The sequence below is a fragment of the Corynebacterium vitaeruminis DSM 20294 genome (assembly GCF_000550805.1).
In the GTDB taxonomy this organism is placed as follows: domain Bacteria; phylum Actinomycetota; class Actinomycetes; order Mycobacteriales; family Mycobacteriaceae; genus Corynebacterium; species Corynebacterium vitaeruminis.
Genome location: NZ_CP004353.1, coordinates 1,857,681 through 1,878,341 on the forward strand (window position 1 = coordinate 1,857,681; position 20,661 = coordinate 1,878,341).

Genomic DNA, 20,661 nt, shown 5'->3' on the forward strand with positions numbered 1-20,661 from the left:
GGCGGCCGCGCGGTGTGAAGTTTCGTCGAAGCACGAGCGGGGCGTGCGGGCGGGCGCCGAGCTGGGTTTGGGGCCAGGCTCGGGGTGCGCCGCCTTCCGACATCAAAAAGACAGTTTACCTTTTGATCACTTGCTTGTGCGAGTTCGCCCCGAAAAGGCAAAAGCCCAGCACGACACCGCCGTGAAGGGGTGTTGTGCTGGGCTTAGGGCGCCCCGGTGGGGGCGCGGAAACCACGAGATTAGTGCTGGCCAACCTCGAAGCGAGCGAAACCGGTCAGGGTGATGCCGGCGGCGTCCATGACCTGCTTGACGGACTTCTTGTTGTCGGCAACAGAAGCCTGCTCGAGCAGGACGACGTCCTTGTAGAAGCCGTTCAGGCGGCCCTCGACGATCTTCGGGATAGCCTTCTCCGGCTTGCCCTCCTCGCGGGTGATCTGCTCGGCGATGGAGCGCTCCTTCTCGACGACCTCGGCCGGAACGTCCTCGCGGGTCAGGTAGGCAGCCTTCAGAGCGGCAACCTGCATGGCGGCTGCGTGAGCGGCCTCCTTGGCGGCGTCGCCCTCGCCCTGGTAGGCCACGAGCACGCCCACTGCCGGCGGCAGGTCGGCGGAGCGGTGGTGCAGGTAGACGGAGACGTTCTCGCCCTCGAGGGTGACGGCGCGACGCAGCTCGAGCTTCTCACCGATCTTTGCGGACAGCTCCTGGATGGCCTCGGCGGCGGTCTTGCCGTCGACGTCAGCAGCGGCGAGCTCCTCGGCGGAGTTAGCCTTCACGGCAGCAGCGGCGTCGGCGACCTTCTGAGCGAAGTCCTTGAACTCGGCGTTCTTGGCAACGAAGTCGGTCTCGGAGTTGATCTCGACCATGGTGTTGCCGGACACGGCGATCAGGCCCTCGGTAGCGTTGCGCTCTGCGCGCTTTCCGACGTCCTTGGCGCCCTTGATGCGCAGGACCTCGACAGCCTTCTCGAAATCGCCAGCGGTCTCTTCCAGAGCCTTCTTGCAGTCCAGCATGCCGGAGCCGGTGATCTCGCGGAGCTTCTTAACGTCAGCAGCGGTGTAGTTCGCCATTGTGGGGGCGATCCTCCTCTTGGTAGGAATGATTCGTGAAAGTTTCCCATTCAGGGTAGCGGCCTAGCGCGCATCATGCAGGATGAATGCCCGTGTTTTAGAACCACTTTTCCGCTTCCCGCGAAACCCGCGGGTCAGCGAGGATGGGTTGCCGTCGATAAGCGTACACGGCGTGAGACTGCAACCGCGAGGAAAAAGGAAGGAGAAACTTCAAAAGGACAAAATGCCCTCCAGCTTCGGTTGAACTTGTCGTGCGTTCACCGGAAACCGAAGGGCATTAGTGAGCATCAGCGGATACTCGAAGTCAGGACTGAATTACTCAGCGGACTCGGCCGGAGCCTCAACCTTGGCGGCAACCTCTTCGGTGGCCTCGACCTTGGCTGCAGCCTCGGTCTTGTTGGCGTCACCAGCGGCCTCCTTGGCGGCGGCCAGGGCGCGCTCCTCGCGGGCCTTCTTGCCCTCGATGACGGCGTGGGAGACGACGCGGGTCAGGATCTCGATGGAGCGGATGGAGTCATCGTTGCCCGGGACCGGGTAGTTGACGAGATCGGGATCGCAGTTGGTGTCGAGGATAGCCACAACCGGGATGTTGAGCTTGTGAGCCTCGTTGACGGCGATGTGCTCCTTGTTGGTGTCGACGACCCAGAGAGCGGACGGAGCCTTCTGCATGTCGGCGATGCCGCCGAGGACGCGCTCGAGCTTGGTGCGCTCGCGGGTCAGCATGAGGACTTCCTTCTTGGTGCGGCCCTCGTAGCCGTTCTCGGCTGCGTCCATGGCCTGCAGTTCCTTCATGCGGTGCAGACGCTTGGAGACGGTCTGGAAGTTGGTGAGCATGCCGCCCAGCCAACGGTGGTTCACGTACGGCATGCCGACGCGCTCAGCCTCGGTAGCGACGGCCTCCTGGGCCTGCTTCTTGGTGCCGACGTAGAGGATGGTGCCGCCGTGAGCAACGGTCTCCTTCACGAACTCGTAGGCCTCGTTGATGTAGGTCAGAGTCTGCTGAAGGTCGATGATGTAGATGCCGTTACGATCGGTGAGGATGTAACGACGCATCTTCGGGTTCCAACGGCGGGTCTGGTGGCCGAAGTGGACACCGGAGTCAAGGAGCTCTCGCATGGTTACGACTGCCATGGTGCTTCCTTTCTAAAGTTCAAATCGGTTTCGGTTACTTGATGCTTGCGCGGGTTCTCCCCGCGCCCTGGCCGCCATCACCGCGCTCGCACCCTTACACAATGTGTGAGGGACCAGCGCTTACGCGGTTCGCGATGACTGCGCGAATTAAGCTAGTGCGAACATGGATAAGGCCACCTCCCGGCGTTGCGGGCGGCAGCCAAAGGTCATATTTACACTGCTAACCGAACAGCTTAGCTCACGAGGCAGGAATCACCAAAAAGCTTTTCACAGGCTTGTCGACGCTACGTGGCTGGTGCTGTGGCTGGTGCGACCTGCGAAGACTCAAGTTATGGGTGTTTCTGGTGTTTCTGGTGTTTCGATCCCCTTCGGGCGCATGCCCGCAGCTATCCACAGGGCGGGCCCGCTTCGGTTTACTGGGCTTGCGGTCCCGGCTAGACCTTGGGGCATGGCGACACTTTTTCGAGCTCTTGTCCTGTCAATCTGCACCGCTTCGTCCTTCCTCGTCGTGTCGTGCGTGGCCGTGGCAGGCCCGGCGCGCGCCTACGTCAATCCCGCCACGGGCGGGCCCTCCCCGCGCGGGGTGGTGCGCGGCTTCGACAACCCGCCGCAGAACTGGCTGCCGGGCCATCGCGGGGTGGACCTCGACGCCCGCGTGGGCCAGGCAATCCTGTCGGCCGGCTCGGGGCGCGTGGCCTTCGCCGGGACGGTGGCCGGGGTGCCAGCGGTCTCCGTCGACCACGCGGGCGGGATCCGCACCACCTACCAGCCGGTGGCTGCCCTCGTCCGCGAGGGCGAGGAGGTAGCCGAGGGGCAGCCGATCGGGACACTGCTTCCCACGACCGACGGCTCGCGCGGGCTGCACTGGGGCGCGCGCACGGGACCTAACGAGTACGTCAACCCGCTGGGGCTTCTCGCACCGCCCAAGATCAGGCTCAAGCCGCAGCCGGGCGGCTAGGCGCGGGGGTGAGCCTGGTCGAAGGCGTCTTTGAGCCGCTGCGTGCTCACGTGGGTGTAGATCTGCGTTGTCTGCAGCGAAGAGTGGCCGAGCAGCTCCTGGACGATGCGCAGGTCCGCTCCCCCGTCGAGGACGTGGGTGGCCGAGGAGTGCCTGAGCGCGTGGGGGCCGAGCCCGCTGACGTCGACCTGCCTGCCCGCGCGCTCGACGACGCGGCGCACCTGGCGCGGATCGATGCGCCCGCCGCGAACGCCCACGAAGAGCGCCTGCTGGCCGGGCGCGGCGAGCTGGGGGCGGGACTCGTCGAGCCAGGATCGAAGCGCCTCGTGCGCCTTCTTCCCGAACGGGACGAGCCGCTGCTTGTTTCCCTTGCCCGTCACCCGGATGAGCCGCTTGGGAAGGTCGAGATCCTCGACGTTCGCGCCCGCCAGCTCGGAGACGCGGATGCCGGTGGCGTAGAGGAGCTCCAGGATCGCCTCGTCGCGGCGCACCTCGTGCTCGCTGCCGTGGGTGGCGGCGTGCATGAGTTCCTCGGCCTGGTTCTTGGACAAGACCTTGGGCAGGGGCCGCTCGGCGGCGGGGGCGGCAAGGCGGGCGGCCTCGTCCTTGCCGAGGAGCCCGCGCTTGACCAGCCAGGTCGACAGCCCGCGCGCGGCGGCTGTGCGGCGGGCGATGGTCGCCCGCGACCTGCCCGCCTCGACGGCCTCGGCGAGCCAGAGCCTGAGGTTCCCGAGGGTGAAGTCGGCAAGATCCGGGCTGCCTTCGGCGAAGCTTTGCAGGTCGGAGACGTAGCCGCGCACGGTGGCGGGCGATCGGCCCTTGACGAACAGCAGGTGCTCGCCGTATTCCTCGATCAGCTCCCCCAACTGCGTGAGCGAGGGCGAAGCCGAAGAACCGGAGCTGTGGTCCCGGTCTTCGTGCTTCGCCCTCGCTACTGACTCACCCATAGTGCATAACCTTAGTGCGCGGTCGCGCCGAATTCACCCAGCCGCCTTGCGGCCCGGCGCACCCATCGCACGCGCCCGAGGACCAGCCCGAACCTCAAACGCTGCTAACTTAGGCTTGCCTCACCTACCCTACCGGGCGTTAGAAAGTTATGCAACCCTAACTTTGAATCCCCCTCCGCATCCACCCGCTGCCCTTTCGCTCCACGAGTCCTTGGGACTCCAGCGCCACCAAGAGGTGCAGGCACAGCGCGACCGTCACCCCGGCGTCCGCGGCCGCCTCGGTGGCCGACCGCGGCTTATCGCCCAGCGCGTCGAAGACCCGCAGCTCGTTCCGGCTCAGCGATTGGACGGGGCTCGCCGCAAAGTCCAGCTCGTATTGCTTGTCGACGTCTACCTCCCCCACCGCGGACAAAAGCGACCGAATCTCGTCGGCGCTGCACACGAGCTCCGCCTCGTGGTTGCGGATGCGCTCGTGGCACCCGAGCGAGCCCACCGTGGTGATCGGCCCCGGCACCGCCATCGCGACCCGCCCCAGCCCGCTTGCCCAGCTCAGCGTGTTGAGCGCGCCCGAGCGCCACGCAGCCTCCACCACGACGGTGCCTTGGGACAGCGCCGCCACCAACCGGTTCCGGGTGAGGAAGCGGTGCCGGTGCGGGGTGGCGCCCGGCGGGTATTCGCTCACGATGACGTTGCGGCGCGCGATCTCATCAAAGAGCCGCGAGTTGCGCGAGGGGTAGTCGCGGTCGATGCCGCAGGCCGCGACGCAGACCGTGGGCGTGCCGTTGGCCAGCGCTTCCGTGTGCGCCACCGTGTCCACGCCGAGCGCGCCGCCGGAAACGATGGTCCACTGGTGGGCCGCGAGCCCGCCAACCAGCAGCGAGGTGGCCTGCCTGCCGTAGGAGCTCACAGCCCGGGTGCCCACCATCGCCACCGCCTGGGTACTCAAGCGCGCGAGGTCTCCCTCGCCGCGGACCCACAACGCGTGGGGCGGGACCGCGTCGTCCTGGTAGGAGCGGATGTGGGGGCTCGCCCCGGAGGCGCAGAACCCGAAGGCCCGCTCGAGCTCCTCCCGCGGCCACTCGGGATGGCCGGGGTGGATGATCCGGCCGCCGAGGTCCGCGGCGATGGCTAGGTCGTCGGCCGAGCGATCCCACTCGTGGCGCGCCTGCGTCGCGGGAAGCAGCGGGCCCAGCCAGTCCTCGCGGTTCTTGATGGCAAACGCCAGCTCGTCGGCGGTCTTGCCCTGGCTGAGCAACCCCGTGAGGTGCGCGTTCGGGCCCTCCACCACGCGGGAGAGGTAGGCCCAGGATTCCGGCGCGCTCATGCCGCGCTCACCAGCTCGGTGTCGCTGCGCAGCTCGAGCGCGCGGGAGAGGTAGGCCCAGGATTCCGGCGCGCTCATGCCGCGCTCACCAGCTCGGTGTCGCTGCGCAGCTCGAGCGCGCGGGCGACGTGGCTCAGGTCGGGCCGGGCGGCCTCCTCGAGGTCGCACAGCGTCCAGGCGAGCCTCAGCGAGCGGTCGCAGCCGCGCTGGCTGATCGTGCCGTTGCCCAGATACGCGGCGAGCATGCCCATCCCCTCCTCGTCCGCGGGATAGCGCTTGCGCAGCACGTGGGGGTTCATGGCGGCATTCGGAATCCTGCCGAAGCCCGCCCTCTCCCACCGGTGCGCGGCGCGATCGCGGACCGCCTGCACGCGTTCGGCGATGGCGGCGCTCGACTCTACCTCGGGTTCGGCCAGCATCGCGCCGCGGGAGCGGGTCCGGACGATGATGTCGATGCGGTCTCGCAGCGGGCCCGAGATGTTGGACAGGTAGTTCGCCCGCTCCCGCGAGGTGCACGTGCACAGCGCAGGCTCCTCTGCCGCGCACCGACAGGGATTGGCCGCGAGCACCAGCTGGAAGCTCGCCGGAAAGGTCACGTCCTGGCGCGAACGCACGAGGCGGACGCTCCCCTCCTCGATCGGCGTGCGCAGACAGTCAAGGGTCTGGGCCGGAATCTCGCTCACCTCGTCGAGGAAGAGGACTCCCCGGTGCGCCTGGGTCACCGCCCCCGGCACGGGCGTCCCCGCGCCCCCTCCCAGGAGTGCTGCGCGCGTGATCGAGTGGTGCGGCGCCACGAAGGGCGGCCGCCCCGAAGGGTCCGCGCTCGCGTGCGGGGCGACGGAGCGGATGGTGGCCACCTCCAGCTGCTCGGAGTGGCTAAGCGGCGGCAGGATCGTGGGAAGCCGCTCCGCGATCATCGACTTGCCCGAGCCTGGCGGGCCGATGAGCATGCAGTGGTGCGCGCCGGCCGCGGCCACCTCGGCGGCAAACTTGGCCTCCTTCTCACCCACGACATCGGACATGTCGAGGTGGCGGGTGGCTGCGGCTGTCCTCCGGGCCGGCGCGAGCTTCTCTGCGACCTCCGAGGCCGTCTCGAGGATCGCCTCGTTCCGCGCCCACAACACGGCCTCGCGAAGGCTCGCGGCGGCGAGAACCTCGAGGCCGTCGATGATCTGCGCCTCCTGGGCGTTGGCCAACGGGAGGACCACCGTCGAAAGCCCCGCGGCCTTGGCCGCCAGCAGCGCGGGCAGCACCCCGCGCACCTCCCGCAGCCCGCCGTCGAGCCCGACCTCGCCGAGCAGCATCGTCGAGCGCAGCCGCGCCCGCATGGCGTAGTCCTCGGCCGCGGCCGAGAGGATGGCCAGGCACATGGCCAGATCCAGCTGCGAGCCAGACTTGCGCAGCGACGCCGGGGTGAGCGAGACGATGACCTTCGTCTTCGGCCAACTCAGCCCGGAGTTGAGCGCGGCCGTCTTCATCCGGTCCCGAGACTCGGCGATCGCCGTGTCAGCGAGCCCCACGATAAACGTGCCGGGCAGCCCGGCGCCGACGTTGGCCTCCACCTCGACCACCTGGGAGTCAACGCCCACGACCACCGCGGATAGGGCCTTAGCGAGCGCCACGATCGATCCCCTTCGTGTGGCGGACCTGCGGCGGCATGCCCTCCGCAACCAGCACCCCGATGACGTCGAAGCGGACATCTGCCCAGGGCCGCCCTTCGAGCCAGCGCGCGGCGGCGAGCCTCAGCCTGCGCAGCTTGCGCGGGCTCACGGACTCCTCCACGCCGAAGGCCTGGGTGCGCCGCGTCTTTACCTCAATGAAGCACAGCTCCCCGTCTTTCTCGGCGATGATGTCGATCTCGCCCTCCTTGAACGGGACGTTGCGCTCGACGATCTCGTAGCCGTGCTGCACAAGGAATTCCGCGGCGACGTTTTCCCCCTGTTTTCCTAGCTCTTTTCTCGATGTAACCGCTGCCTGGTGCATGGTTTCCCTCCCCTAGTGTGGTGTCGCGGCGACCCCCGCCGCCGTCACCACGCATTGTGTCGGGCCACGCTGGCTTCAACAACCCCCGTTGCGCAACGCCGCCGTTTTCTGTGGATAACTCCGACCACCGCCGAGTTGTCCACAGAAATCGGGCCCGCGCAAAGGCTCCGGTTGCGCGGGATCGAAAACCTGATATGCTGCTTGGCCCTCCTCGAAACGCAAGAAAGCCCTCCCCGAAAAAGAAGGAAGGGCCAGCGGAAGGGCAGCTAGTCCGGGATGATGAGCTCAGGCTTGTCGAGCTCCTCGATGTTGACGTCCTTGTAGGTGATCACGCGCACGTAGCGCACGAAACGCGCCGAGCGGTACATGTCCCACACCCAGGCGTCCGACATGCGCACCTCGTAGTAGACGTCGCTGCCCTGGGTGTGCGGGATGAGCTGGACCGCATTGGCCAGGTAGAAGCGGCGCTCGGTCTCCACGACGTAGGAGAATTGGCTGACCACGTCGCGGTACTCGCGATACAGCGACAGCTCGACTTCGGCCTCATAGTTGTCGAGTTCTTCTGCACTCATTTCTCCGCCTTCCGGACTTTAGGCTTCCTGTTGCGCGAGCCACTGCCTGTGCGCAGCGCCCACATTGGCATAACTATATCTATGCTCGGGGCATCCGCCGTGTTGACTCACCGCGAGCATGTGCGCCTTCGTGCCGTATCCCTTGTGCCCGGCCAACCCGTACCCCGGGTAGCGCCGGTCCAGCTCGGCCATGAGGGTGTCGCGGTGGTGCTTGGCCAGAACGCTCGCCGCGGCGATGCAGCGGGCGGAGGCGTCGCCGCCGATGACGGGCAGGGTGGGCATCGGGAAGCCCGGCACCCGCATGGCGTCAGTTAGCACGTAGCCGGGCTGGACCGCAAGCCGCGCGACCGCCCGCCGCATCCCGGAGATGTTGGCGTGCTGGATGCCCAGGCGATCGATCGCGGCGGCGGGGATGTCCACGATCGAAAAGGCCACCGCGTACTTCTGGATGAGCGGAAAGAGCTCCTCGCGGGAGCGCTCCGAGAGCTGCTTGGAATCGGTAAGCCCGTCGAGCTGCGGGATCGTGCGATCCGGCATGATGCAGGCCGCGATCGTGATCGGCCCGCAGCACGCGCCGCGGCCGGCCTCGTCCACGCCCGCGACGGGGCCGAGGCCGCACTTGCCCAGGGCGACCTCGTAGGTGCGCAGCTGCTTGAGCGTCCGGATGGTCACTGTCGTGGGATGGCTCCTAGCCCTGGATGTCGATGTGCGGGACGCCGCCGATGCGGTTGAGCGGGAACAGGATGAACTGGACCTTGCCCTTGATGTTCTCGCGCGGGATCGTGCCCTGGTACTGGTCGCCCAGGTGGTAGCGGGAGTCCGCGGAGTTGGTGCGGTTGTCGCCCATCATGAAGTAGTTGCCCTCCGGCACCGTGATCGGGCCGAAGTAGAAGCCGCCGCAGGCGTCGGAGCCGGTGGTCGGGTCCACCGGGTAGGCCGGCGGGTTGAGCGTGTACGAGCTGTCGATCTCCTTGCCGTCGACCATGATGCCTGGGTCGCCTTGGAGGCACTGGACGGTCTGCCCGCCCTTGGCCACGATGCGCTTGACTAGGTCGTTCTCGTCGGGGGCCACGAGACCCACCAGCGAACCCAGGTTCTGCAGGCCGCGGATGACGGTGTTGCTGCTGCGCTGGGAGGTGTAGCGCTCGTTCCAAGAGTCGGGCCCCTTGAACACCACGACGTCGCCCGGCTCCGGGTCGCCGAAGGTGTAGCTCAGCTTGTCCACGAAGATGCGGTCGCCGGTGCAGCCGGTGCAACCGTGCAGCGTCGGCTCCATCGACTGCGACGGGATCATGTAGACGCGGCCGACGAAGGTCTGCAGCACCATGATGATAACGAGCGTCAGCACGATCACCACGGGGATCTCCACGTACCAGGGCGCGGACTTCTCCTGGTTGTCGGTGCGCTTCTCCGGGTTTCCTAGCGGAGAGCCGTGCCGGGGCTGGTAGGGGCCCTGCGGCTGGGCGTCGTCATGGGGTTTCGCATTCACGTCGAACAACTCTAGCATTGAGCGTTCCCGGCGCCGGAAGGCCTGCGCCGAACCAGAAAAGAAAAAATCCCGGCCCGGCACCTCGCATAATGGAGGAAACCGGACCGGGACCTAGCTGGCGCCGTGGGCCAAGGCGAGCGCTTAGCGCTTCTCCTTGATCTTGGCGGCCTTACCACGCAGGTCGCGCAGGTAGTACAGCTTTGCACGACGGACATCGCCGCGGGTTGCAACCTCGATCTTCTCGATGTTCGGGGTGTGCACCGGGAAGGTACGCTCGACACCGATGCCGAAGGACACCTTGCGGACGGTGAAAGTCTCGCGGATGCCGTCGCCCTGGCGGCGAATGACAACGCCCTTGAACAGCTGGGTACGGGTCTTGTTACCCTCGATGACCTTGACGTACACGTTCAGGGTGTCGCCCGGGCGGAAATCAGGGATGTCGTTGCGCAGGGATGCTGCATCAACCTTGTCGAGAATGTTCATTAAGACAATCCTTACATTCAAAGGAAAGAGGACCCTGGCGGCACTTCCCACGACTGGGCGCTCGGCCGGTTCATATCCACTACAAATTCATCGCGACCACCCGGAGCCGCTGGCGGCCGGGTAGACAACCAGAGAATTATTACACGATCGGGGCATAAAAAACAAGTTGAGGTTTGCTTTTTCGCTTGTCGACGCCCACGGTACGCGTCGAAAAGCGAAAAACTGGGCGAAAGGCCTCCTTCGTGGCTACAATGCGAGACTGTCAATCCCCACGGGCACCCAAGGCATGGGCTGAGATCGCGCTGACGCCGCGCGAGCACCGTATGAACCTGTCTGGCTAGCACCAGCGAAGGAAGAGAGGATGCGTTAATGTCGCGTACCCCTGCCACGAATCTGTCCGTTTCCGAGATCCTCGCCCAGGAGGCTCGGGAAATCCACCCCAAGCACTCGTACGCGCCGATCGAGCGCGACGGCCTGGAGGTGCCGCAGACCCGCATCACCCTGGACGACTCCCCCACCGGCCCCAACGAGCCGGTGCACGTCTACCGCACCCGCGGGCCGGTGTGCGACCCGACCAAGGGCCTGCCGGGGCTGCGCTCAGAATGGATCGCCGAGCGCGGCGACGTCGAGTCCTACGCCGGGCGCGAGCGCAACCTGCTCGACGACGGCAAGCGCGCGATCAAGCGCGGCGAGGCCTCCCAGGAGTGGCAGGGCACCAAGCGCCCGGTGCTGCGCGCCAAGGACGGCGAGCGCGTGACCCAGCTGCACTACGCACGCAAGGGTGTGATCACCAAGGAGATGCAGTTCGTCGCGCTGCGCGAGAACATGGACCCGGAGTTCGTGCGCAGCGAGGTCGCCCGCGGCCGCGCCATCATCCCGAACAACATCAACCACCCCGAGTCCGAGCCGATGATCATCGGCCGGAAGTTCCTCACCAAGATCAACGCCAACATCGGCAACTCCGCGATCACCTCGTCCATCCAGGAGGAGGTGAGCAAGCTGCGCTGGGCCACCCGCTGGGGCGCGGACACCGTCATGGACCTGTCCACCGGCAACGACATCCACACCACCCGCGAGTGGATCATCCGCAACTCCCCCGTGCCGATCGGCACCGTTCCCATCTACCAGGCGCTCGAGAAGGTCGACGGCATCGCCGAGGATCTCACCTGGGAGATCTTCCGCGACACCGTCATCGAGCAGTGCGAGCAGGGCGTGGACTACATGACCATCCACGCGGGCGTGCGCCTGCCGTTTATCCCGCTGACCACCAAGCGCGTCACGGGCATCGTCTCCCGCGGCGGCTCGATCATGGCCGGCTGGTGCCTGGCGCACCACAAGGAGAGCTTCCTCTACGAGAACTTCGACGAGCTGTGCGAGATCTTCGCCAAGTACGACGTGGCCTTCTCGCTCGGCGACGGCCTGCGCCCCGGCTCGCTCGCCGACGCCAACGACGCCGCCCAGTTCGCCGAGCTGAAGACCATCGGCGAGCTGACCCGCCGAGCCTGGGAGTACGACGTCCAGGTCATGGTGGAGGGCCCCGGCCACGTGCCGCTGAACATGGTCCAGCACAACAACGAGCTGGAGCAGGACTGGTGCGGCGACGCGCCCTTCTACACGCTGGGGCCGCTGGTCACCGACATCGCGCCCGGCTACGACCACATCACCTCCGCCATCGGCGCAGCCCACATCGCGATGGGCGGCACGGCGATGCTCTGCTACGTCACCCCGAAGGAGCACCTGGGCCTGCCCAACCGCGACGACGTCAAGACCGGCGTGATCACCTACAAGCTCGCCGCCCACGCCGCCGACGTGGCCAAGGGCCACCCCGGCGCGCGCGCCTGGGACGACGCGATGAGCAAGGCGCGCTTCGAGTTCCGCTGGCACGACCAGTTCGCGCTCTCCCTCGACCCGGAGACCGCCGAGGAGTACCACGACGAGACCCTGCCCGCCGAGCCCGCCAAGACCGCGCACTTCTGCTCGATGTGCGGCCCGAAGTTCTGCTCCATGCGCATCAGCCAGGACATCCGCGACACCTTCTCCGACGAGGTCGTGAGCTCCCTAGGCATGCCCACCGTGGGGGTGGCGGACAACGGCGCCGCCGCCGTCGAGGCCGCCGAGGCGGCCATGGCGGTCAAGGCCGAGGAGTTCCGCGCCCAGGGCAGCGAGCTCTACCACTCGGTTCAGAGCTAGGACCGTGAGCCTCATGCCCGTCGATTACCGCTGCTACTTCGTCACCGGCGCGGGAGACCCCCGCGAGGTGGCAGACCGCGCGGCCCAGGCGGCCTCCGGCGGCGCCGGTGTCATCCAGGTCCGCTCGAAGCCGATCAGCGCGCGCTCGCTGCTCGCGCTCGCCCGCTCGGTGTCGGAGGCCGTCGCCGCCGCGAACCCGGCCACCCGGGTGCTCGTCGACGACCGCGTCGACGTGGCCCTGGCCCTGATGCGCGAGGGCGCGAACGTCCACGGCGTGCACGTGGGCCAGGACGACCTCCCGGTGCCGGCGGTGCGCTCGCTGCTCGGGCCACAGGCCATCATCGGGCTGACCACCGGCACCCTCGAGCTCGTGCGCGCGGCCAACAAGGTGGCGGGCGCCCTCGACTACGTCGGCTGCGGGCCCTTCCGCCCCACGCCCACGAAGGACTCCGGGCGCGTCCCGCTCGGTGTCGCTGGCTACGCCCCGATTGTGAAGGAGTCGCTGGTGCCGGTCGTGGCCATCGGCGACGTCACCGCGGATGACGTGGCGGAGCTTGCCGCCACCGGGATCGCGGGCACGGCCATCGTCCGCGGCATCATGAACGCCGACTCCCCCTCCGACTACTGCGCGACGGTCCTCGCCGAGTTCGAGCGCGGCCGCCGCTAACCACCCCATTAAAGAAAGGCACTCCCGTGGCACCTACAGCCACAACTCCCACCGTCTACGTCATCGGCGCGGGCATGGTGGGGCTGGTCACCGCCTTCGAGCTGGCGAACGCCGGCCACGCGGTCACCGTCATCGACCCAGAGCCCGCCTCGGGCGCCACCCACCACGCGGGCGGCATGCTCGCCCCTGCCGCCGAGGTGGTCTACCGCCAGGACCCGCTCTTCCCGCTCATGCTCGCCGCCGCGGGGTGGCACGAGGAGATCTTCCCCGCCGTCGCCGCGCACACCGGGCGCACGCTCGGGCACCGCACGGAGGGCACCCTCGTCGTGGCGGGCGACAAGGCGGACGCCGCCCACCTCGCCGAGCTCACCGACTACCAGGACGCCCACGGCATGAGCGTCGAGCGGCTCACCGTGCGCGAGGCCCGCAGGCTCGAGCCGGCGCTGTCACCGAGGATCGCGGGCGCGGTCTCGCTCCCGGGCGACACCCAGGTCTTCCCGCGCATGTACGCCGAGGCGCTCATCGACGCCTGCCGCGACCTCGGCGTGCGCTTTCACGCGGGGACGGTCGAATCCGTCACCGACGAGGCGATCGCGCTTCGCGGCGGTGAGGCCATCGACCTCGTCGATGGCGACCAGGTGGTCCTCGCCTGCGGGCTCGGCGCCGCGAGAATCGGCGGCTGGTTTACCGGCGCCAACCCGCTGCGGCTGCGCCCGGTCTACGGCGACATCCTGCGGGTCAAGGCCCCGGAGACCGGGGAGATCGTCACCCGCGTCGTGCGCGGCTTCGTCGAGGACCGCCCCGTCTACGTCATCCCGCGGGTCGACGGCACCATCGCCATCGGCGCCACCAGCCGCGAGGACGACCACCCCGGCCCCCTGGTCGGCGGCGTCCACCAGCTGCTTCGCGACGCCATCCGGCTCGTCCCCGCGCTCGAGGAGTGCGAGTTCTTAGAGGCCACCTGCGGCGCGCGCCCCGGCACCCCCGACGACCTGCCCTACCTCGGGCGGATCAGCCCCCGTATCATCGTCTCCACCGGCTACTTCCGGCACGGGATCCTGCTCAGCGCCTTCGGCGCCAGGGTCACCCGCGAGCTCGTGGAGGGCCGCGCCCCGGGCATTGATATCTCCGCCTGCGACCCGCTCCGGCACGGGGCGTAGGCCTGAAACTATAGACGTCGAAAAGCGAAGAAGAAGGACCGAATGAAACTCGTAGTCAACGGCCAGCCCCGCGACGTGTCCGCCACGACCGTCGCCGAGCTCGTGAAGGAAGTGACCGGCTCGGAGACGGGATCCGGCATCGCCGTCGCCATCGGCGAGGACGTGCTCACCCGCGCCGAGTGGGAAAACCCGCTGGTGGAAGGCGCGGTCGTGGAGATCCTCACCGCGGTGCAGGGAGGCTAGAAGTGCTCACCATCGCGGAGAAGACCTTCGACTCCCACCTCATCATGGGGACCGGCGGGGCGACCAGCCAGGACATGCTCGAGCGCGCGCTCGTCGCCTCGGGGACGCAGCTGACGACCGTGGCCATGCGCCGCCACGCCGCGACCGTCGGCTCCGGCGAGAGCGTCTTCGAGATGCTCACCCGGCTCGGCATCGCCCCGCTGCCGAATACCGCCGGGTGCCAGACCGCCCGCGACGCGGTGCTAACCGCCAAGCTCGCCCGCGAGGCGCTCGGCACGAACTGGGTGAAGGTCGAGGTCATCGCCGACGAGCACACCCTGCTGCCCGACACCACCGAGCTGCTGGACGCCTGCGAGCGGCTGGTCGCCGACGGGTTCACGGTGCTCGCCTACACCTCCGACGACCCCATCGTCGCCCGCCACCTGGAGAACGTGGGCGTAGCCGCGGTCATGCCGCTGGGCTCGCCGATCGGCACCGGGCTGGGCATCCTCAACCCGCACAACATCGAGCTCATCTGCGCGAACGCGGGCGTGCCGGTGATCCTCGACGCGGGCGTGGGCACCGCCAGCGACGCCGCGCTCGCCATGGAGCTGGGCTGCTCCGGCGTGCTGCTGGCCAGCGCCGTCAACCGTTGCCAGGATCCCGTGGCGATGGCGGAGGCGATGGCGCACGCGGTGGAGGCCGGCCGGTTGGCGGGCGCGGCGGGGCGGATCCCCAAGCGCGAGCACGCCGTGGCCTCCTCGCCGGTCGAGGGCACCGTGAGCTGGTCGGATCAGGTGCTATAAAGTGACTTCCTCCTTTGAAGAACAGCGCGTGGCGCGCCAGCTGCGGCTCAAGGGATTCGACCAGGAGGCCGTCGCGGCCTCGCACATGGTGGTCGTGGGCGCGGGCGGGCTCGGCTGCCCGGTGCTGCAGGCGCTGGCCGCCGCGGGCGTTTCCCACCTCACGATCGTCGACGACGACGTGGTCAGCGTGAGCAACCTCCAGCGCCAGGTGCTCTTCGGCGCCGCGGACGTGGGCCGGCCCAAGTTGGAGGTGGCCCGCGAGCGGCTGGAGGCGATGCAGCCGGGCATCGTCGTGGACGTGTTCGCCGAGCGCCTCGACGCCCGCAACGCGCTTACCGTCCTCGGCGGGCACGACGTCATCCTCGACTGCACCGACCTGTTTTCCTCCAAGTACCTCATCGCCGACGCCGCGGAGATCCTGGGCATCCCGCTCGTGTGGGGCACGGTGCTGGCCTACGAGGGCTCCGTGGCGGTCTTCCAGACCGAGGTCGCGGGCCTGCGCGACCTCTACCCCACCGCGCCCGACCACCTGCCCACCTGCGCGGAGGCGGGCGTGCTCGGCGCGACGACGGCCGTCATCGGCTCCATCATGGCCACCGAGGCGCTCAAGCTGCGGTCCGGCCTGCCCACGCTGCTCGGGCGCCTGCTCACCTACGACGCCTTGAGCTCGCGCGTTCGCACTTTTGCTTTACGACGCGACGCCTCACGGCTTGCTGCCTCCAGCCTCGAGGCGCACCTCATCCCCGACGTCCTGCTCGACGTGCGCGAGGCCCAAGAGCGCGAGGAGAACGTGAAGTACGCTGGCTCCCTGCACCTGCCGGCCGCCCAGCAGACCCCCGCCAGGGTGGCGGCGCTGTGCGAGGAGCACGCGGGCGAGACCATCGGCGTGTTCTGCGCCTCGGGCGCGCGGGCGGCGCGGTTCGTCTCCGCGTGGGGCGAGCTCGCCATCCAACACGGCGTGGTGCTCAAGGCCCTCTAACCGCAGGTCACCCCCGAATTCGATTCGCCGCCCGGGGCTGCTAGGATGTGCCCCACGCCACTTAGATTTGAAGGATTGATTCAGCTCATCATGTCTGCGCCGACCCCCGGTTACCTCACCCCCTCCCCCAAGAAGATCCGCGTCAGCGACCTAGTCAAGCTCAAGGGGCAGCGCCCGTGGGCGATGCTCACGGCCTACGACTTCGCCAGCGCCAAGGCCTTCGACGACGCGGGCGTGGAGTGCCTGCTGGTGGGCGACTCCGCGGCCAACGTGGTGCTCGGCTACGACTCCACCACCGCCATCACTATGGAGGAGATGTCGGTGCTGGGCGCCGCGGTGGTGCGCGGGGCGGAGCACGCGCTGGTGGTCATCGACATGCCGTTCGGCACCTACGAGGCCTCCGACGAGCAGGCCGTGAAGTCCGCGACGAAGCTGCTGCGGGCCACCGGCGCGCACGTGGTCAAGCTCGAGGGCGGGGTGCGCATGGCCTCCCGGATCGCGGCGCTCAAGCAGGCGGGGCTGGCGGTGTGCGCGCATATCGGGTTCACGCCGCAGTCGGTGAACAACCTGGGCGGGTTCAAGGTCCAGGGACGCGATGCGGGTGCCGACGCCCTGCGCGCCGACCTTGACGCCGTCGTCGCCGCGGGCGCCGACATGGTGGTCTTCGAGATGGTCCCGGCGGCGCTGGCCGCGGAGGTCACCGCGGGCTGCCCGATCCCGACGGTGGGCATCGGCGCGGGCCCTGACACCGACGCCCAGGTGCTGGTTTGGCACGACATGGCCGCGATGTACCCGCAGGGCCACCGCCCCAAGTTCGTGCGCACGTTCGGCGAGGTCGGCGTGGCGCTGCGCGAGGCGGCCCAAGGCTACCGCCTGGCCGTGGAGGCCGGGGAGTTCCCGACCGCGGAGCACTGCTTCTCCTAGCGCTCGATGTCGTCCTCGAGCTCGCGGATGACCTTCGCGGGCACGCCCGCGACGAGGCTGTTGTCGGGGACGTCCTTGGTCACCACCGCGCCCGCGGCCACGACCACGTTGTTGCCGATGGTCACCCCCGGCAGGACGGTGACGTTGCCGCCCATCCACACGTCGTCGCCGATGGTGACCGGCCTGCCCTGGCCCAAGAACTTGCGCCTGCCGGAGGGGACCATCGGGTGGTTGACGGTCGAAATCAGCGTGCCGGGGCCGATCATGACGTGGTCGCCGATTCTGACCGGCATGATGTCGAGGATCGTGACGTTGTAGTTGCACAAGAACCCCTCGCCCACGTGGATGTTCTTGCCGTTGTCGCAGTGGAAGCCCGGCTCGATGAACACCTCCTCGCCGGTGGAGCCGAAAAGCCCCTTGATGGCGGCGGTGCGGCCTTCCGCGTCGTCGGGGGCGAGGGCGTTAAGCGCCGCGCACTTGATCGACGCGGCGTTCTTCCTAGCCGCGACGGCCGGGTCCATGAAGTCGTACTCGAGGCCGGCATCGAGCTTTTCTAGTTCGTTCATGGGCCCAGCCCACCTAGGCGGAGAGCGTCACCGCGCAGTTGTCAATGAGCCGGGTCGCGCCCACCCGCGCCGCGACCAGCAGGCGGTTCTCGCCGACGACGCGCTCGCCCAGGTCCGCGCCGAGCAGCTCGAGGTACTCCAGCTCGATCGCGGGGGCGGCATCGAGGACGGCCCGCGCCGCGGCCAAGACCTCTTCGGCGGTGTGCTCGGCAGCGCCTGCGGCCAGCGCCTTCGACAGCGTGGTGGCCAGCTCCCGTTCCGCCTCGCTCAGGTAGGTGTTGCGCGAGGAGCGGGCGAGCCCGGAGTCCTCGCGCACAATCGGCGCGCCGATGATCTCGAGGTCCATGTTGTTGTCCTCCACCATCTGGCGGATGACCAGCAGCTGCTGGTAGTCCTTCTCCCCGAACACGGCGTGCGTGCACTTGGTGAGGTTGAACAGCTTGTTGACCACGGTGAGCACGCCCGCGAAGTGGGTGGGGCGGGTCTTGCCCTCGAGGATCGTGGCCACGGGACCGGGGTGGATGACCGTGCGCGGGCCCGCCGGGTACATGACCGTCGGCGTGGGCGCGAAGACGAAGTCCGCGCCGACACCCGCGAGCTTCTCCACGTCGGCGTCGAAGGTGCGCGGGTAGGCGTCCAAGTCCTCGCCCGCCGCGAACTGCAGCGGGTTGACGAAGATGCTCACCACGACCACGGCGCCCGGGACCTCCTGGGCGCGCTTGACCAGCGAGAGGTGGCCCTCGTGGAGCGCGCCCATCGTGGGCACGAGCACGACGGGGCGGGCTCCGTTGCCGGAGGCGTCGGCAAGCGCCGAGCGAACCTCGGCGACGGTGGTCAGTACCTGCGGGGAAGTTTCATTCATTCCAGAGATTCTAGGACCTACGCTGCCGAAACCTTCAACGGCGACCGCATGAGGGGGTGGCTAGCGGCGGCCGAAGCCGGCCTTCTTCAGCGCGTCCGCCATCGACCCGCCCGCCTGCGGCTTCGCCCCGCCGCGCTGCTGGCGCTTGCCGGAACGCGGCGCGCGCTGGGCGGGCTTGCCCGGCTCGTCCGAAAGCCGCATCGACAGCCCGATGCGCTGGCGCTCGACGTCGACCTCCATGACCTTGACCTTCACCACCTGGCCGGAGCGGACCACCGCGTGCGGGTCCTTGACGAACTGATCCGACAGCGCCGAGACGTGCACCAGCCCGTCCTGATGGACGCCCACGTCCACGAACGCGCCGAAGGCCGCCACGTTTGTGACCGTGCCCTCCAGGATCATGCCGGGCTTAAGGTCCGAGACCTTCTCCACGCCCTCCTTGAAGGTGGCCGTGGTGAACTCCGGGCGCGGGTCGCGGCCCGGCTTGTCCAGCTCGGCGATGATGTCGGTGACGGTGGGAACGCCGAAGGTGTCGTCGGCGAAGTCGGCCGGGCGCAACCGCGAGAGCACCGCCGTGTTGCCGATGAGCTCGCCCACCGAGCTGCCGGTGGCCGAGGCGATCCGGCGCGCAACGGAGTAGGCCTCCGGGTGCACCGCGGAGGCATCCAGCGGGTCCGAGCCGCCCGTGATGCGCAGGAAGCCCGCGCACTGCTCGAAGGCCTTCGGCCCCAGCCGCGGCACCTTGAGCAGCTCCTTGCGGGTGGTGAAGCTGCCGTGCTCGTCGCGGTAGTCGACGATGTTGGCGGCGATCGCCGGGGTCACGCCCGCCACTCGGGTAAGCAGCGGCACCGAGGCGGTGTTGAGGTCCACGCCCACGGCGTTGACCGCGTCCTCCACCACGGCGTCGAGGGTGCGCGCCAGGTTGGTCTGGTTGACGTCGTGCTGGTACTGGCCCACGCCGATCGACTTCGGATCGATCTTGACCAGCTCCGCCAGCGGGTCCTGGAGGCGGCGCGCGATGGAGACCGCGCCGCGCAGGGAGACGTCCATGTCCGGAAACTCGCGCGCGGCCAGCTCGCTGGCGGAGTAGACGGAGGCGCCGGACTCGGAGACCACCACCGGCGTCGGGCGCTTGCCGCCCGCCTTCACCAACAGGTCGGCGACCTCACGGGCCAGCTTCTCCGTCTCGCGGCTGGCGGTGCCGTTGCCGATCGCCATGAGGTCGACGCCGTGGGTGGCGCACGCCGTGGCGAGCGTCTGCACCGCCTGCGCCCACTGGTTCTGCGGCTGGTGCGGGTGCACGATCACGGTGTCCAGCACCTTGCCGGTGCCGTCGACCACCGCGCACTTGACGCCGTTGCGGTAGCCGGGGTCGAGCCCGATGGTGGCGCGCTGCCCGGCGGGCGCGGCCAGCAGCACGTCCTTGAGGTTGCGGGCGAAGACCTCGAGCGCCCCCTCCTCCGCCCGCTCCTTCAAGCGCATGCGCACGTCCAGGCCGGAGGAGATGGACAGCTTCGTGCGCCAGCCCCACCGGACGGCGTCGGCAAGCCAGGGCGAGGTGCCCACGTCGAGTAAGAAGCGCGAGGCGATCTCGCCGAGGTAGCGGTCCTCGTCGCCGGCGTCGAGGTCGAGGTGCAACACGCCCTCGGACTCGCCGCGCAGGAGCGCCAAGATGCGGTGGCTCGGAAGCTTCGTGAACGGCTCGCTGAACTCGAAGTAGTCCTTGTACTTCGCGCCCTCGCGCTCCTTGCCCGCCACGACGCTCGAGCCCATGGAGCCGGTCTCGAACATGGTCTCGCGCACGCTGCCCACGAGGTCGGCGTCGAGAGCGAAGCGGTCGACGAGGATGGCGCGCGCCCCGTCGAGCACCTTCTTCGCGTCCTCGAAGCCCTCCTTCTCGTACCCGGCCGCCAGCGTTGTGGGGTCGGCGGCGGGATCGCCGATGAGCGCGTCGAGGAGCGGCTCGAGGCCCGCCTCGCGCGCGATGTCGGCCTTCGTCTTGCGGCGCTTCTTGTACGGCAGGTAGAGGTCCTCCAGCCGCGCCTTCGTGTCGCACTCATTGATGAGCGCGCGGAGGGTGTCGGTGAGCTTGCCCTGCTCCTCGATGGCGGCGAGCACCGTCTCCTTGCGCTCGGCGAGCTCGGTGAGGTAGGTCGCGCGCTCCTCGATCGCGCGCAGCTGCGTGTCGTCGAGGCCGCCGGTCGCCTCCTTGCGGTAGCGGGCGATGAACGGCACGGTGTTGCCCTCGTCGAGCAGCTTCAGCGCCGCCGCGACCTGCGATTCCTTAACAGATATTTCCGATGCAATGGTGCGAGCGATCATTTGGAGCATT

The 20,661-nt window shown here is 68.5% G+C and carries 21 protein-coding genes; 8 read left to right on the forward strand and 13 right to left on the reverse strand.

Features of this window, described 5'->3' with window-relative positions:
• Positions 1-239: 239 nt before the first annotated feature.
• On the reverse strand, positions 240-1,067 hold the full coding sequence (gene tsf, locus B843_RS08505; RefSeq protein ID WP_025253085.1) for a translation elongation factor Ts: 828 nt from the start codon (positions 1,065-1,067) through the stop codon (positions 240-242).
• Between the two features lie 315 nt (positions 1,068-1,382).
• A complete protein-coding gene (gene rpsB / locus B843_RS08510) occupies positions 1,383-2,198 on the reverse strand; it encodes a 30S ribosomal protein S2 (RefSeq protein WP_025253086.1) in 816 nt (271 codons plus the stop codon).
• Between the two features lie 448 nt (positions 2,199-2,646).
• Here rpsB and B843_RS08515 point away from each other — a divergent pair, with 448 nt between their 5' ends.
• A complete protein-coding gene (locus B843_RS08515; protein ID WP_025253087.1) occupies positions 2,647-3,156 on the forward strand; it encodes a murein hydrolase activator EnvC family protein in 510 nt (169 codons plus the stop codon).
• Here the strand turns inward: B843_RS08515 and B843_RS08520 are convergent.
• The 8 genes from B843_RS08520 to rplS form a co-directional block, all read right to left on the reverse strand.
• Positions 3,153-4,103, reverse strand: coding sequence for a tyrosine recombinase XerC (locus B843_RS08520; protein ID WP_081751541.1), 951 nt, complete (start codon positions 4,101-4,103; stop codon positions 3,153-3,155). The genes B843_RS08515 and B843_RS08520 overlap by 4 nt on opposite strands.
• 157 nt (positions 4,104-4,260) lie before the next feature.
• A complete protein-coding gene (dprA, locus tag B843_RS08525; RefSeq protein ID WP_025253089.1) occupies positions 4,261-5,427 on the reverse strand; it encodes a DNA-processing protein DprA in 1,167 nt (388 codons plus the stop codon).
• A gap of 73 nt (positions 5,428-5,500) precedes the next feature.
• Positions 5,501-7,048, reverse strand: a complete 1,548-nt coding sequence (locus B843_RS08530) for a YifB family Mg chelatase-like AAA ATPase (protein ID WP_025253090.1) — start codon at positions 7,046-7,048, stop codon at positions 5,501-5,503.
• On the reverse strand, positions 7,035-7,337 hold the full coding sequence (locus B843_RS08535) for a YraN family protein (RefSeq protein WP_244877318.1): 303 nt from the start codon (positions 7,335-7,337) through the stop codon (positions 7,035-7,037). Before B843_RS08535 ends, B843_RS08530 begins: the two co-directional genes overlap by 14 nt.
• 338 nt (positions 7,338-7,675) lie before the next feature.
• The gene (locus B843_RS08540; RefSeq protein ID WP_025253092.1) at positions 7,676-7,981 is read right to left on the reverse strand and encodes a DUF2469 domain-containing protein; all 306 of its coding nucleotides are present in this window, start codon (positions 7,979-7,981) and stop codon (positions 7,676-7,678) included.
• An 18-nt stretch (positions 7,982-7,999) separates the two neighbouring features.
• On the reverse strand, positions 8,000-8,653 hold the full coding sequence (locus tag B843_RS08545; protein WP_051483481.1) for a ribonuclease HII: 654 nt from the start codon (positions 8,651-8,653) through the stop codon (positions 8,000-8,002).
• 16 nt (positions 8,654-8,669) lie between these two features.
• Positions 8,670-9,479, reverse strand: a complete 810-nt coding sequence (gene lepB / locus B843_RS08550) for a signal peptidase I (RefSeq protein ID WP_376780257.1) — start codon at positions 9,477-9,479, stop codon at positions 8,670-8,672.
• Positions 9,480-9,611: 132 nt separating this feature from the next.
• Positions 9,612-9,953 carry a 50S ribosomal protein L19 gene (gene rplS / locus B843_RS08555; protein ID WP_025253095.1) on the reverse strand — a complete coding sequence of 114 codons (342 nt, stop codon included), beginning with the start codon at positions 9,951-9,953 and terminating at the stop codon, positions 9,612-9,614.
• A gap of 369 nt (positions 9,954-10,322) precedes the next feature.
• Here rplS and thiC point away from each other — a divergent pair, with 369 nt between their 5' ends.
• The 7 genes from thiC to panB all read left to right on the forward strand — a co-directional run bounded on the left by thiC (position 10,323) and on the right by panB (position 16,901).
• Positions 10,323-12,143, forward strand: a complete 1,821-nt coding sequence (thiC, locus tag B843_RS08560) for a phosphomethylpyrimidine synthase ThiC (protein ID WP_025253096.1) — start codon at positions 10,323-10,325, stop codon at positions 12,141-12,143.
• A 13-nt stretch (positions 12,144-12,156) separates the two neighbouring features.
• Positions 12,157-12,810: a thiamine phosphate synthase gene (locus B843_RS08565; protein ID WP_038595415.1), complete on the forward strand. Its 654-nt coding sequence runs from the start codon at positions 12,157-12,159 to the stop codon at positions 12,808-12,810.
• A 74-nt stretch (positions 12,811-12,884) separates the two neighbouring features.
• Complete coding sequence (gene thiO, locus B843_RS08570) at positions 12,885-13,970, forward strand: glycine oxidase ThiO (RefSeq protein ID WP_051483572.1); 1,086 nt, start codon at positions 12,885-12,887, stop codon at positions 13,968-13,970.
• A gap of 42 nt (positions 13,971-14,012) precedes the next feature.
• Positions 14,013-14,213 carry a sulfur carrier protein ThiS gene (gene thiS / locus B843_RS08575; RefSeq protein WP_025253099.1) on the forward strand — a complete coding sequence of 67 codons (201 nt, stop codon included), beginning with the start codon at positions 14,013-14,015 and terminating at the stop codon, positions 14,211-14,213.
• Positions 14,214-14,215: 2 nt separating this feature from the next.
• The gene (locus B843_RS08580) at positions 14,216-14,998 is read left to right on the forward strand and encodes a thiazole synthase (RefSeq protein ID WP_025253100.1); all 783 of its coding nucleotides are present in this window, start codon (positions 14,216-14,218) and stop codon (positions 14,996-14,998) included.
• Between the two features lies 1 nt (position 14,999).
• The gene (locus B843_RS08585) at positions 15,000-15,977 is read left to right on the forward strand and encodes a ThiF family adenylyltransferase (protein WP_025253101.1); all 978 of its coding nucleotides are present in this window, start codon (positions 15,000-15,002) and stop codon (positions 15,975-15,977) included.
• Positions 15,978-16,067: 90 nt separating this feature from the next.
• Positions 16,068-16,901, forward strand: a complete 834-nt coding sequence (panB, locus tag B843_RS08590) for a 3-methyl-2-oxobutanoate hydroxymethyltransferase (protein WP_025253102.1) — start codon at positions 16,068-16,070, stop codon at positions 16,899-16,901.
• Here the strand turns inward: panB and B843_RS08595 are convergent.
• From B843_RS08595 to B843_RS08605, 3 genes are read right to left on the reverse strand one after another with little or no spacing between them, the layout of a single operon-like run.
• Positions 16,898-17,467: a sugar O-acetyltransferase gene (locus B843_RS08595; protein ID WP_025253103.1), complete on the reverse strand. Its 570-nt coding sequence runs from the start codon at positions 17,465-17,467 to the stop codon at positions 16,898-16,900. The two genes, panB and B843_RS08595, sit on opposite strands and share 4 nt — an antisense overlap.
• Positions 17,468-17,480: 13 nt before the next feature.
• Positions 17,481-18,329 (reverse strand): pantoate--beta-alanine ligase, encoded by an 849-nt coding sequence (panC, locus tag B843_RS08600; protein WP_025253104.1) that lies wholly within the window; start codon positions 18,327-18,329, stop codon positions 17,481-17,483.
• 60 nt (positions 18,330-18,389) lie between these two features.
• Entirely contained in the window at positions 18,390-20,651 is a 2,262-nt protein-coding gene (locus B843_RS08605) for a Tex family protein (protein ID WP_025253105.1), read from the reverse strand.
• Between the last annotated feature and the right edge of the window lie 10 nt (positions 20,652-20,661).